Raw genomic sequence first — 12212 nt, 5'->3', positions numbered from 1 at the left:
AACAAAAGAGCATTGTTCACAATCAAAAACTCTTTCGGATAAAGATAGAGACTCTTTTTTGTATCCACAATTGGAACAGATTTTGCTACTGGGGAACCATCTATCAGCTACGATTAACTCCGCACCATACAACTGAGTTTTTTTGTTGGCTTTTGAAACTATTTCAATAACTTGAACCTCCTTCTGAAGTGCGGAATGTAGCCCTCTAAAATACCTCTGAGGGGGTTGCGGGCTTTTTCTTCTAATTTTTTACCCCGCACCCAAAGGACAGCACAAAATCCTTACCGCTTCCTTGCCTTTTTCCCATATCCTAACTACCAATATAACACTATTTCATTAATCAGAAAAATTACTTAAAAAACTCTGTGTCCTCTGGGTCTCTGTGGTGAGCAATCAATTACTCAATCGACACTTTAGACATCTTCCACTACTTTTACCATTCCTTCTCGACCAACTTCTCCTAACTTTTCTCCCCAAACCTCCCAGCAATCTTCACAGGATTTTCCTACTCGTTTTTTGACGTTAATTCGGTAATAAAAATGTGTTTCATTATCTCCCACTAATTCCCCCGGAAATATTTCCCAATTGGGACTGACTAACAGCAGGAGTTCGTTAATTGGATCGTAAATATCTACCTCTGGATGCGCTCTTTCGGCAATTCGTTTTAACTTGATATCTGGCAGATACATAAATTTAGGTTCACAGCAGGAATTAACCATCAGCCACAGACAACCTGGCCCCTCCACTCGGTAATTAACCCACGCGATTGCTGCTGCTATTTCTAACATTTCATCTGGCATTTCATCAGGAGTGGGTAAGTGTAAATCCACTCGCATTATCCAATCACAAGATTCCTTTTTAGCCATGATTTTATAACTCCATATAGAACATTTTTACTAACCAATGACACGAGCGGGTATTTAACGGGATGGTCTGGGATTTTAGAAGCTCTATATCTGTCAGCACTTGAGAAAAATTAACCCATTACTTTAATAATAATAAACGCCGGGGAGATAAAGTAACAGTCCAAGGCAAAGCTTGCTCCTTAATTTCTAACCATTTATCCTTATATAACTCTGCTTGGATATGAAAATCGCGGTCGTGGTTGGAGGGTTGATTAAGTTTTAGATAGAGAGTCACCCGATGGGGTCCTTCAATGGCATTAGCTAACCAACAGGGAAAAGTATTAATATCGCCTAAATCTCGACCAAAAATAATTTGATGGGCGCGAATTCCCGTATGAGCTAAATAGTCGGGAATCCCGGGAACAGTGTGTAATTTAACATCCCAATCAATGGCCTCCAATTGTTGATTATTAATAATTACAGCACGGGAAAAATTCTTACAGCCAGTAATTTTTGCCAAACTAACGCTATCTGGTCGCTCAAAAATTTTCTGTTTAGAATTATTAGCAATTGCCCGCCCTTTTTCCATAACTAATAAATTCTCACATATTCGATAGGCTTCATCCATATTGTGGGTAACAAAAATTGTCACGCCATCGTAATTACTTAAAGTTTTGATCATCTGACGTTCTAATTGAGCGCGTAGATGGGTATCAAGGGCAGAAAAAGGCTCATCTAATAATAAAGCTTCCGGACGACTAGCTAAAGCGCGAGCGATGGCGACCCGTTGCTGTTGTCCCCCCGATAATTGATGGGGATAACGGTTTTCCATGCCGGGTAACTGCACTAATTCCAATTGGTTGGCAATCTGCTGTTTAATAACTTTTTTAGATAAGTTTTTGGGGAGACTAAAAGCGATATTTTCTGCCACGGTGAGATGGGGAAAAAGGGCATAATTCTGCACCACAAAACCGATACGACGCTGACGACTGGGGAGATTAATTCCCTTTTCGGAATCGAAGAGAATGCGCCCATTTAAGACAATACGACCCCTTGAGGGCGTTTCCACACCAGCCAGCGATCGCAAAATCAGGCTTTTTCCCGATCCCGAAGCCCCTAATAGTCCTAGGGGCTGATTTTGGCAGTTAAAAGTTACCGAGAGGTTAAAACCGGGTAAATATTTCTCTATATCAACAAATAAGCCTATTTTATCCCTATAATGCTGATTTTCAGCTTCTAAAAGGGCAAAATCCCGACCCTCCCAGGGTGGCAGCCAGTCCTCCATCTCGTTAGGTTTGCTTTCTCCCGGTCGTCCTAATTGCTGTTTGCGTTGACTTTGCCAGAGATTAACGGCGATAATCCCCGATAGGGAGATTAATATGATAATAAACACCCATATCCAAGCCTCAGTCATCGCTCCTGCTTCCACAGCGAAGAAAATCGCCATCGGGATAGTTTGAGTTTGCCCCGGAATATTACCCGCTAACATCAAAGTCGCCCCAAATTCCCCCAAAGCGCGGGCAAAAGCTAGGGTTAATCCCGCTAATACCCCGGGGAAGGAGAGGGGCAAAAGTACGCGCCAGAATATTTTCCCTTCCGATGCCCCTAGGGTGCGGGCAACCTGTAGGATGTTGGCATCCACCTGTTCAAAAGCCCCTAGGGTGGTTTTGTACATCAGGGGAAAAGCCACCACCGTCGCGGTGATAATGGCGGCATACCAAGTAAAAACGACGCGAAAGTTAAATAAGTCTAATAACTGTCCTAAGGGTCCGTTTTTGCCGAATAGGAGCAGTAAAATGAAGCCTACCACCGTCGGGGGCAAGATTAAGGGTGCGACGAAAACTCCCTCGATTAGGGATTTCCACCGTCCGCGATAGCCTAACATCCAATAAGCGGCGGCAATACCGAGAAAAAAGATGATTATCAGGGCAATGGTGGCGGTTTTTAGGGATATCCATAGGGGGGAAAAGTCGGGCATTTTTCAGGGGTCAGGGGTTGGGTTTTGGGGTTTTGGGGTTTTGGGGTTTTGGGGTCTTGGAGTGTTGGGGTGTTGGAGTGTTGGGGTTTTAGTTGAAATTCCCCACTTCCCCACTACCCCACTTCCCCTAAATTATCTGGCTATTCCGAAGCCGAATTTTTCAAAAATGTTTTTAGCGGCTGCCCTGGTGAGATATTGGGCGAAAGTCTTGGCAGCTTGCGGGTTTTTACTGGCCTTGATCACAGCTATCGGGTAAATAATCGGAGAATGGAGATTATTGGCAGCCGTAGCCACTACTTTTACTTGGTCGGAAATTTTGGCATCGGTGATGTAAACAATGCCAGCATCGGCGTTACCAGTTTCTACGGCGGCGAGAACATTACGGACGGAGTTGGCAAAGACCAGTTTTGGTCTTATTTGCTCTAAAATGCCGAGATTTTTCAGAACTTCTTCGCTGTACTGACCGACGGGAACGCTGCGCGGTTCACCCACGGCAATTCTTTGGACATTACTGTTAGTCAGGGAACGAAAATCGCTGATTTTTAGGGTGGAATTCTTGGGAACGATTAAAACTAGGCGATTAGTGAGCAGTTTTCTTCTGGTGCTTGTATCGATCAAACCAGCTTTTGCTAAAGCGTCCATTTGCTTAGTCGCGGCCGAGAGGAAAACATCGGCCGGCGCACCTTGTGTAATTTGCTGTTGCAAAGCCCCCGACGCACCAAAGTTATAGTTAACTTTAATGTTGCCATGGGCTTTTTCAAACCCCGGCTTGATTTCTTCTAGGGCATCTTTGAGACTAGCGGCGGCAGAAACTAGAATTGTCTGGGTTTGTGCGGTGGTGATAGTAGATGAAAAAAGGTTTATTCCTAGAGATAATAAGCAACTAAGGGCAATTGAGCCGATAAAAGCCAGAAAATATCGTCTTTTCATCAATATTGATAGCAAGCGATCGATATTTATACATCTATCACAACCAATCCACCGCCCGAAATCTGTATCTAGGGTTTGCGGCAAAAAGTTTTTCTTGGGGAAGTGGGGTGTAGGGTGTAGGGTGTAGGGTGTGGGGTGTGGGGTGTGGGGAGAATAAATAGAAATAATCTCCTATCTCCTATCTCCTGTCTCCTGTCTCCTGTCTCCTGTCTTCTGTCTCCTGACTCCCGACTCCTAGAACTTAGGGAATCCTGTGAATTTTGAGGAAATTAGTGCCTTTAGTTTTCTGCATGGGAATTCCCGCCATAATCAGGATTTTATCGCCCGATTGCGCTAGATTTTTCTGAAGTAGAATTGATTCCGTTTGCTTTAACACATCCTCAAAGACAGACACCTGATGATCAAGAAGAATCGGGATCACACCCCAGACTAGGTTGAGACGGTGATAGACTCGTTTATTGGGAGTCATGGCAATGACGGGAACCGAGGGACGTTCCTTAGAAGCCAGTAGCGAAGTGTAGCCGGAGGTGGTAAAAGTGACAATATAACGGAGATCAAGGGTTTGATCGATCGCCACTAAAGCCTCACTGAGAGCGTGAGTTTCATCGGACTGATTGGGGGGAACATTATCAAACTTCACATCCGCTTCCACATCATGGGCGATTTTGGCCAACATAGCCACAGCTTTGACGGGAAAATCTCCCACTGCTGATTCCCCCGATAACATCACCGCATCGGTTCCATCGATAATCGCATTAGCCACATCACTAGCCTCGGCCCGAGTCGGTCGGGGATTGTTAATCATGCTTTCTAACATCTGGGTGGCAGTGATGACGGGAATAGTTTTCATGTTGCAGAGTTTGATAATGCGTTTTTGCAACATGGGGACTTTTTCGGCACTTAATTCTACCCCCAAATCGCCCCGGGCCACCATAATTCCGTCACATTCCTCGATAATTGACTCCAAATTTTCGATCGCTTGCGGTTTTTCAATTTTAGCTATCACTGGCATATCCGCATGATTTCTCTCGGCTAAAAATGCCTTAATCGCTTTGATATCTTCTCCTTTACGAACAAAACTGAGGGAAACCCAATCAACCCCCTGAGAAAGACCAAATTCTAGGTCTTGTTTGTCTTTTTCGGTCATGGAAGGTAAGCGCAAATTGAGACGGGGTAGATTAACTCCCTTGCGACTTTTGAGAATTCCTCCCTCCAACACTTGACATTTTAGGTCTTTTCCGTTAATTTCAACGATTTTTAGCTCTAATAAGCCATCATCAAGGAGAATTTGCTCACCTAACTTGGCTTCCTCGGCCAGATAGGGATAATCGATCGAAACGGTGTTCGCTTCTCCCCGATACTCATCCATGGGTACAAGGGTGAGATAATCGCCGTCGTTGATGGGAATGGAACCATTGGGGAGATTACCAACGCGAATTTTCGGCCCTTGTAAATCTTGCAGGAGAGTGATAGGATTGTCTAATTCTTGAGAAATTTGCCGTAAAAGGGTAACAACTCTCGCATGATCTTCGTAGCTACCGTGGGAAAAGTTTAGCCGCGCTACATTCATCCCCGCACCGATCATCTGCTTGAGGACTTCTGGAGAATTACTCGCAGGGCCGATCGTGGCTACGATCTTAGTTCTATGGGTAATAATTGACATGGAACCCTTACTAATCAATCTTGGGACGATTACATGATATTCACTTTAGGTTAACTAAAAGTGAAGCGGAAAACAAATTAAGCTTTTCCACAGACTTGCCATCGCTCCGAGTCCTCTCCTTAGCCGTCAGGAGTCAGCTATCAGCAGCAACCGTTGATATCTTTAAGGTAGGATAAACTAATAACCATCTCCGCTCGTTTAGATTTCGTTATGACCAACACATTAGACGATAAAGCCATAGTCAAGGACTATTTTAACGCCACAGGATTCGATCGCTGGCGCCGGATTTATGGGGATGGCGAAGTTAACAAAGTACAAAAAGATATTCGCATCGGTCATCAACAGACGCTCGATACCGTTATCGGTTGGTTAGAAAGTGATGACAATTTGCCTAATCTCTCAATCTGTGATGCTGGTTGTGGAGTCGGTAGTCTTAGTATTCCCCTCGCTAAAGCGGGCGCAACTATTTTCGCCAGTGATATTTCTGAGAAAATGGTGACAGAAGCTAAGGAAAGAGCGGCCAAAGAGTTAGCAGATACTGGTAAACTCACCTTTACCGTTCAAGATTTAGAAGCATTAACCGGCCAATATCACACGGTCATCTGTCTTGATGTTCTCATTCACTATCCCACAGAAGAAGCCTTAGGCATGATTAAACACCTGGGATCCCTAGCTCAATCCCGTTTAATCCTCAGTTTTGCCCCTAAAACCTGTTTATTAACCATTCTCAAGAAAATTGGTCAATTTTTCCCCGGTCCGAGTAAAACCACTCGCGCCTATCAACACAAGGAAAAAACTATTGTCGCCGCTCTCAACGAAAATGGCTTTAAAATTGAACGGACGAGTATGACTAGCACTCGTTTCTATTTTTCCCGTATCCTCGAAGCTGTCCGCAGTGAATAAATAATGGCAGTCACCACCAGCAAATTAATCGAGTGGAAACAGCAAAAACGCGCGATTGTCACCCTCACAGCTTGGGATTATCCGATCGCTCGACTGCTCGATCAAGCAGGAATTGATATTATCTTGGTAGGTGATTCCTTGGCTATGACCGCTTTGGGCTATCCTACCACTTTACCGATCACCCTAGAGGCGATGATTCACCACGCGGCGGCCGTGTCTCGTGGGGTAAAACAAGCTTTAGTTGTCTGTGATTTGCCTTTTCTCAGCTATCAGGAAAGTGTCAGTCAGGCAATTCACTCCGCCGGAAGGATGTTAAAGGAAGCGGGAGTGCAAGGGGTAAAATTAGAGGGAGGTTATCCCGCTATGATCGAGACTATTAGCCGTTTAACCGAGATAGGCATCCCTGTTATGGGTCATATCGGATTAACTCCCCAGTCAGTCCATCGGTTAGGATACCGTCAGCAGGGAAAAACTCCATCGGATGCACAAAGACTAATCGAGGAAGCTTTAGCCTTGGAGAAAGCGGGAGTATTTGCCCTGGTTTTGGAACATATTCCCGCCAATTTAGCCGCTACTATTACCGATAAATTGACTATCCCGACGATTGGTATCGGTGCGGGGGAAGATTGTGATGGTCAGGTGTTGGTAACGGCGGATATCCTAGGATTAACCGAAAAAGCTCCCCCTTTTGCCAAAGTTTATGCTAATTTAAGCGAAACAATTACAAAAGCAGTGGTGGAATTTGCCAAGGATGTGAGGAGAAATGAATAGCGGCGAAAAAGCTACCTTTGGGGCCGGCTGTTTTTGGAAAACCGAGGACGCATTTCGGCGTTTACCTGGTGTTTTAGCGACTTCTGTGGGTTATATGGGGGGAAATTTCCCCAATCCTAGTTATCTCGATGTGTTATCGCGAATTACCGGTCATGCGGAAGTGGCACAAATTGCCTATAATCCCCACGAAATAAGCTACGAGGCGTTATTAGCCGTTTTTTGGTCAATCCATGATCCGACTCAGTTAAATCGCCAAGGACCGGACCGGGGAGAACAATATCGATCGATTATTTTTTATCACACCCTGGAACAAAAGTTAATCGCCACTGCTGGCAAGCGTCAACTACAACTATCGGGAAAGTTTCAGCAGGATATCGTTACTTTGATCGAACCCGCAGGAGATTATTATCTGGCCGATCAGTCCCATCAACAGTATTTGGAGAAAAAACAGGCTCGATCGGTCGCGGATTTCCAGAAGAAAATATAAATACAGGTTCGGGGTATAATGTAAAGTTGCTTTCGCAGGAGATCAGGAAAAATGCCCGAGGCGGTCGGAGTCATTCAAACGTTGGGTTTTCCCCCCGTTTTAGCGGCGGCGGATGCCATGGTTAAAGGGGGACGAGTCACCCTAGTTTATTTTGATCTAGCGGAAAGGGGCGAATTTTTGGTGGCGATTCGCGGTCCGATTTCCGAGGTTAAACCAGCAGTAGAGGCAGGATTAGCGGCGGCGATGACCGCTTTTGGTGGTAATGTGGTCAGTCATTACATCGTACCGAATCCTCCAGAAAATGTACTGGCAGTTTTACCAGTGCAGCATACGCCTAAGTCAGACCGTTTTCGCAGTTAATTTCCCTAGCGATTTACCCCAAACTAGACTATAGTTAAAGACTGGAAAATAGATTGGATTCTATCAATTAAACTTATCTGATTTTTGTTATTAGGAGTTAATTTATGACAGCCCAACCCGCGGTGGGATCGATCGAGACCAAAGGTTTCCCCGGTATTCTAGCGGCCGCCGATGCGATGGTAAAAGCAGGACGGATCACGATTGTTGGTTATTTAAGGGCAGGAAGCGCCCGTTTTACCCTCAATATTCGTGGGGATGTACAGGAGGTAAAAACCGCTATGGCTGCCGGCATTGAAGCCGTCAATAAAACCGAGGGGGCAGCTTTAGAAACCTGGGTAATTATTCCCCGTCCTCATGATAACGTGGTGGCTATTTTACCGATCGATTATAGCGAGGCAGTGGAACCTTTTCGCGCCGCCGCCGACGGTGCGATCGCACCGATTCGTCGTTAATATTCAAGGTCAATTTTTTGTTACTGGTTGGAACTTGTCTAGTTCCAACTTAGTTTTTGATGATGATTTAAGTTTTAGTCAGAAAACCGAATTTGATAATTGCTGCAACAGTTGCACCGATAACAGTGACTATCAAAGCCCATATTTGAGCCGTTGCCCTTTCTTTCAAGTCTTTGACATCTTCTTTGATTTGGGAAACTTCGGTCTCTATTTTCGGCAATACTTCTAGTTTTGTTTCGATTCCCTTCAGGTTTCTGACATCTTCTTTGAGTTGGGAAACTTCGGTCTCTATTTTCGGCAATACTTCTAGTTTTGTTTCGATTCGCTCTAACCGATTGTCAAGTTTAGCGAGAATATCTTTTAAGTCAGTTTCAATGATAATAGGGTTACTCATGGGGAGATTCCTAGATTTTTATGGCTTTGTTTATCGTCAGGTTTGGGAATCGCCGTCTGTTTTACGGCGGCGAGGATCTCAGGTCTTACTCGACTCGATTAAAGCGCTAGTCAACCCTTCTAGGGTGTATTCTTGCGCCTCGATATCAACACGACCAAATAACTCTTGACAGGTTTTTGAAGTTTGCGGACCGATAGAAGCCAGACAAACTTTTTCTAATAGGGAATTAACCGATAATTCTGCCGTTTCTTGCAGCAATAACCGATAAAAATTCTGGACGGTTTTGGAACTGGCAAAGGTGACTATATCGACTTTCCCATCTCGAAACGCTTCCCAGATGCCACTATCCATGCGTGCCGGACATCCGGAATAATATGCGGCCACTTCCGTCACCTGACCAGCTTTGGCCGTTAATTCCTTAACTAATATGTCTCTGCCTCCCGTTTCCACGCGAGGAAAGAGGAATTTTTGCCCCCTAATCGGGTCGGGAAACTCGTTTACCAAGGCATCGGCGACAAAATCCCCCGGGATAAAATCCGCTTTTAATCCCCGTGAGTGCAAAACTTGGCTGGTTTTTTTGCCCACCACGGCGATTTTTATGGTTGCTAAAGCCCTAGCATCTTTTCCCCAAAATGTCAAGCGATCAAAGAAAAAATTAACAGCATTGGCAGAAGTTAAAATCAGCCAATCAAACTCTTGTAACTGAGCGATGGCATCGTCTAAACCTTGCCAACGGTCGGGGGGACGAATCTCTAAAGCGGGCATTTCCAGAACTTCTGCGCCTTGATTTTGCAAAATTTCGCTAAATTGACTCGTTTGCTCGGCGGCACGGGTAATAACAATAGTTTTACCTCCTAGGGGTGGGGGAGAGGACATAATCGCCAGATCCACAACTTGACCAATGACCATAATAGAGGGTGAGAGGGACACCCCGGCGGTTTGAGCGAGAATATTTTCTAAAGTGCCGCGCCAAATTTGTTGATCCTTGCGTCCCGCCTGGCGGATAATAGCGATCGAGTCGTGAATATTCCGCCCATTTTGGCATAATTTCTCGATAATTTGCCCTAAAGACTGACCGGCCATCAATAGCACCAGCGTATCAATTTTAGCTAAAGCTGACCAATCGAGAGACTCGGGATCGTGAGCGCTCAAGACCGCAAAACAGCGACTAATATCCTTTTCCGTCAGGGGAATTCCGGCCAATAAAGGAGCGGCCAAAGCGGAGGAAATTCCAGTTATCAGTTCAAAATCACAGCCAGCCCGCTTTAGGGCCAACATTTCAGGATATACTCGCCCAAAAACCCCCGGATCACCACTTTTAAGCCGAATAACTCGTTTTCCCTCTTGACAATAATTAACCAATATCCGATTAATCTGATTTTGCTCGGCGCCGGGTTGTCCTCCCCGTTTGCCCACATCGACTAAAACACAGGTTTTCGGCACGAGGGAGAAGATTTGACTATCCACTAGGGCATCATACAGCAAAACCTCGGCCGTGGCTAAAATTGCTCGCGCTTGCAGGGTGAGAAAACTGCTCTGACCGATTCCCGCACCGAGAAGATAAACTTTACCCCGGGGATAGACGACTCCTGACATAATCGCAAATTTGGGTTTAATCTTTAATTTAGCACTTGGAGAAGATACAAATTACTAGCGCAACCAGGGCAGCAGTAAAGTGACGAAATAATATACTAGGGGAGCGGTGAAGACATAACTATCAGTGCGATCGAGGATACCACCGTGACCGGGGATTAACTGCCCGGAATCCTTGACCCCGGCATCGCGTTTCATCATCGATTCGGTCAAATCGCCCAATAAACTGACAATACCAATTAATAAGCCCAAAATTAGGCCCGTCAGCTGCCAATAGGGCCAATCTAAATACCAAGCACCCAACTCGGCCACCGCTATACTGCCTAAAATGCCAAAAAAGGAACCTTCCACGGTTTTTTTGGGACTAATCAGCGATAAAATGGTTTTACCTAACCATTTTCCCATGATATAAGCTCCGATATCGGCGGCCCAAATGCAACCGAAAGCTAGAAAAGTCACCGTCAAAGCGGCCGGGAATAATTTCGGTTCCATCCACGATTCTGGCCAATATCCCATCAGGGGTAAGTTACTGGCCATAGCCACAGGATTACTTTCAGGAGAAAAACCGACCCGTAAACGAATCCAATAACTAGGTAAGTAACCACCATAAAACAGACCGAGAATTGAGGTGGAAATGTCGGCAATTGTCGCCATTTTTGGCTGAAAGAGCAGATAAAAACAAATTAACGCCCCAGCGAGGGGAAACATGGCATCGGTGAGGGGGGCTGCCATAGTTGCCGTCAGTAGTAATAATTGCGAAACTACGAGAGTGGTTTTAGCGGCCGGTTCAATGCCTTTAGCGCGAACTAAGCGAAAATACTCCAATTGTCCCAAAAAGACGATAACACCGATGCCGAGGGTGAAATACCAACCCCCAACGATAATAATTCCCAGTGCGAAGGCAATAGCAAAAATAGCGCTGACAATGCGTGGCCAAGGCATGGTTAATCCAGAGAAGTTAGGCGGCATTGTCATAATTATATAGATTAAGAAAACTTTATGGAAGGTTATCCCCAATTAAAGTTTATCGCCACTCAGGATGAACATGGGATCAACGGCGGCAAAAACTTGCTGAATACCCCTAGTTTCTAGGCGATTTACTGCCGCTTGGACAATCTCGATATTACGCGCCTGTAAATTAGAAAAGCCTTCGGAAAATTGATAGAGGGTTTCTAAATTATTGGCCGTAGCCACGATGCGGCCGTTGGGTTTCAGGTGTTGCCACACTTCTTGCAGAACCGATTTAATCGGTTTGCCGCCCTCGATACAGACGCGATCCGGTGCTAGGGATATATTGGGCAGACAATCGGGAGCACTGCCTTCAAAAACCGTAACATTTTTTACCCCGAAGCGATCGCAATTACGGCGGATTAAACTCGCCACTTCTTCATCCCTTTCAATGGCAATAATCGGACTATTGGGGCATAATAAGCCAATTTCAACGGGAATAGTGCCAGTTCCCGCCCCGATATCCCAGAAAACCCCCCCATCACCTAACCTCAAAGCGGAAATCATCAATAATCTCACCTCGCGTTTACTCAAGGGAATCCCGGGCAAACGTTCAAACAATTCATCGGGAATACCGGGGGTTTTATATAACCAAGTCATGGGGAATCAATTATTGAGAAGCTTCACTACCAAGCATTATTATATAAATTTGTCCAAGTTTCTTTATTAAGTAAACAGGGACTTTTCTAGTGGGACTTAGGCGTTTTCGGTCAGCAAAAAAGGCTCAAACCATTACGGGACAAAGGGTTAACCTCGATTGATGATTTTCCTTGATCTATCTGGGTTTCAGCGATTTTGGGCTTCTCGAAGTAAATCCCAAGCGGGGAT

14 protein-coding genes are annotated in these 12212 nt (G+C 45.2%); 5 read left to right on the top strand and 9 right to left on the bottom strand.

What is annotated here, in order from left to right; translation table 11 throughout:
• The 5 genes from O9300_RS15780 to pyk form a co-directional block, all read right to left on the bottom strand.
• Window positions 1-168, bottom strand: a 168-nt coding sequence (locus O9300_RS15780) for a zinc ribbon domain-containing protein (RefSeq protein ID WP_502846401.1), incomplete at its 3' end; no start/stop codon positions are given.
• Between the two features lie 245 nt (window positions 169-413).
• Window positions 414-866, bottom strand: coding sequence for a hypothetical protein (locus O9300_RS15775; RefSeq protein ID WP_287730072.1), 453 nt, complete (start codon window positions 864-866; stop codon window positions 414-416).
• Window positions 867-984: 118 nt separating this feature from the next.
• On the bottom strand, window positions 985-2823 hold the full coding sequence (gene modB / locus O9300_RS15770) for a molybdate ABC transporter permease subunit (RefSeq protein ID WP_287730070.1): 1839 nt from the start codon (window positions 2821-2823) through the stop codon (window positions 985-987).
• Between the two features lie 132 nt (window positions 2824-2955).
• Window positions 2956-3753: a molybdate ABC transporter substrate-binding protein gene (modA, locus tag O9300_RS15765; protein WP_287730069.1), complete on the bottom strand. Its 798-nt coding sequence runs from the start codon at window positions 3751-3753 to the stop codon at window positions 2956-2958.
• Window positions 3754-3994: 241 nt separating this feature from the next.
• On the bottom strand, window positions 3995-5416 hold the full coding sequence (pyk, locus tag O9300_RS15760; protein ID WP_287972663.1) for a pyruvate kinase: 1422 nt from the start codon (window positions 5414-5416) through the stop codon (window positions 3995-3997).
• Between the two features lie 210 nt (window positions 5417-5626).
• On the opposite strand from pyk, the gene bchM reads away from it, so the two are divergent.
• From bchM to O9300_RS15735, 5 genes are all read left to right on the top strand, one after another.
• Window positions 5627-6319 (top strand): magnesium protoporphyrin IX methyltransferase, encoded by a 693-nt coding sequence (gene bchM / locus O9300_RS15755; protein WP_193959448.1) that lies wholly within the window; start codon window positions 5627-5629, stop codon window positions 6317-6319.
• Between the two features lie 3 nt (window positions 6320-6322).
• Window positions 6323-7090 (top strand): 3-methyl-2-oxobutanoate hydroxymethyltransferase, encoded by a 768-nt coding sequence (gene panB, locus O9300_RS15750; RefSeq protein ID WP_287730066.1) that lies wholly within the window; start codon window positions 6323-6325, stop codon window positions 7088-7090.
• Window positions 7083-7577 carry a peptide-methionine (S)-S-oxide reductase MsrA gene (msrA, locus tag O9300_RS15745; RefSeq protein WP_287972660.1) on the top strand — a complete coding sequence of 165 codons (495 nt, stop codon included), beginning with the start codon at window positions 7083-7085 and terminating at the stop codon, window positions 7575-7577. Before panB ends, msrA begins: the two co-directional genes overlap by 8 nt.
• Window positions 7578-7628: 51 nt before the next feature.
• Window positions 7629-7937 (top strand): carbon dioxide-concentrating mechanism protein CcmK, encoded by a 309-nt coding sequence (locus tag O9300_RS15740; protein WP_002732196.1) that lies wholly within the window; start codon window positions 7629-7631, stop codon window positions 7935-7937.
• A gap of 104 nt (window positions 7938-8041) precedes the next feature.
• Window positions 8042-8389, top strand: coding sequence for a carbon dioxide-concentrating mechanism protein CcmK (locus tag O9300_RS15735; RefSeq protein ID WP_008200430.1), 348 nt, complete (start codon window positions 8042-8044; stop codon window positions 8387-8389).
• Window positions 8390-8456: 67 nt separating this feature from the next.
• Here the strand turns inward: O9300_RS15735 and O9300_RS15730 are convergent, their stop codons facing one another.
• The 4 genes from O9300_RS15730 to cbiT form a co-directional block, all read right to left on the bottom strand.
• Window positions 8457-8783, bottom strand: a complete 327-nt coding sequence (locus O9300_RS15730) for a hypothetical protein (protein ID WP_147072146.1) — start codon at window positions 8781-8783, stop codon at window positions 8457-8459.
• A gap of 78 nt (window positions 8784-8861) precedes the next feature.
• Window positions 8862-10379 carry a uroporphyrinogen-III C-methyltransferase gene (cobA, locus tag O9300_RS15725; RefSeq protein ID WP_002796276.1) on the bottom strand — a complete coding sequence of 506 codons (1518 nt, stop codon included), beginning with the start codon at window positions 10377-10379 and terminating at the stop codon, window positions 8862-8864.
• A 54-nt stretch (window positions 10380-10433) separates the two neighbouring features.
• Window positions 10434-11351 carry a phosphatidate cytidylyltransferase gene (locus O9300_RS15720; protein ID WP_287972659.1) on the bottom strand — a complete coding sequence of 306 codons (918 nt, stop codon included), beginning with the start codon at window positions 11349-11351 and terminating at the stop codon, window positions 10434-10436.
• Between the two features lie 42 nt (window positions 11352-11393).
• Window positions 11394-11984 (bottom strand): precorrin-6Y C5,15-methyltransferase subunit CbiT, encoded by a 591-nt coding sequence (gene cbiT, locus O9300_RS15715; RefSeq protein ID WP_147072140.1) that lies wholly within the window; start codon window positions 11982-11984, stop codon window positions 11394-11396.
• Window positions 11985-12212: the final 228 nt, after the last annotated feature.

Origin of the sequence: Microcystis sp. LE19-195.1E, from assembly GCF_027532095.1 — a bacterium.
Lineage (GTDB): Bacteria > Cyanobacteriota > Cyanobacteriia > Cyanobacteriales > Microcystaceae > Microcystis > Microcystis aeruginosa.
This window is presented reverse-complemented; position numbering and strand designations above follow the sequence as displayed.

What these genes read in the sequence shown, in the direction of transcription:
- modB (WP_287730070.1), bottom strand. Translation starts at nt 2,823, where the DNA reads ATGCCCGACTTTTCCCCCCTATGGATATCCCTAAAAACCGCCACCATT.
- panB (WP_287730066.1), top strand. Translation starts at nt 6,323, where the DNA reads ATGGCAGTCACCACCAGCAAATTAATCGAGTGGAAACAGCAAAAACGC.
- O9300_RS15740 (WP_002732196.1), top strand. Translation starts at nt 7,629, where the DNA reads ATGCCCGAGGCGGTCGGAGTCATTCAAACGTTGGGTTTTCCCCCCGTT.
- msrA (WP_287972660.1), top strand. Translation starts at nt 7,083, where the DNA reads ATGAATAGCGGCGAAAAAGCTACCTTTGGGGCCGGCTGTTTTTGGAAA.
- cbiT (WP_147072140.1), bottom strand. Translation starts at nt 11,984, where the DNA reads ATGACTTGGTTATATAAAACCCCCGGTATTCCCGATGAATTGTTTGAA.
- O9300_RS15730 (WP_147072146.1), bottom strand. Translation starts at nt 8,783, where the DNA reads ATGAGTAACCCTATTATCATTGAAACTGACTTAAAAGATATTCTCGCT.
- pyk (WP_287972663.1), bottom strand. Translation starts at nt 5,416, where the DNA reads ATGTCAATTATTACCCATAGAACTAAGATCGTAGCCACGATCGGCCCT.
- O9300_RS15735 (WP_008200430.1), top strand. Translation starts at nt 8,042, where the DNA reads ATGACAGCCCAACCCGCGGTGGGATCGATCGAGACCAAAGGTTTCCCC.
- modA (WP_287730069.1), bottom strand. Translation starts at nt 3,753, where the DNA reads ATGAAAAGACGATATTTTCTGGCTTTTATCGGCTCAATTGCCCTTAGT.
- bchM (WP_193959448.1), top strand. Translation starts at nt 5,627, where the DNA reads ATGACCAACACATTAGACGATAAAGCCATAGTCAAGGACTATTTTAAC.
- O9300_RS15775 (WP_287730072.1), bottom strand. Translation starts at nt 866, where the DNA reads ATGGCTAAAAAGGAATCTTGTGATTGGATAATGCGAGTGGATTTACAC.
- cobA (WP_002796276.1), bottom strand. Translation starts at nt 10,379, where the DNA reads ATGTCAGGAGTCGTCTATCCCCGGGGTAAAGTTTATCTTCTCGGTGCG.
- O9300_RS15720 (WP_287972659.1), bottom strand. Translation starts at nt 11,351, where the DNA reads ATGACAATGCCGCCTAACTTCTCTGGATTAACCATGCCTTGGCCACGC.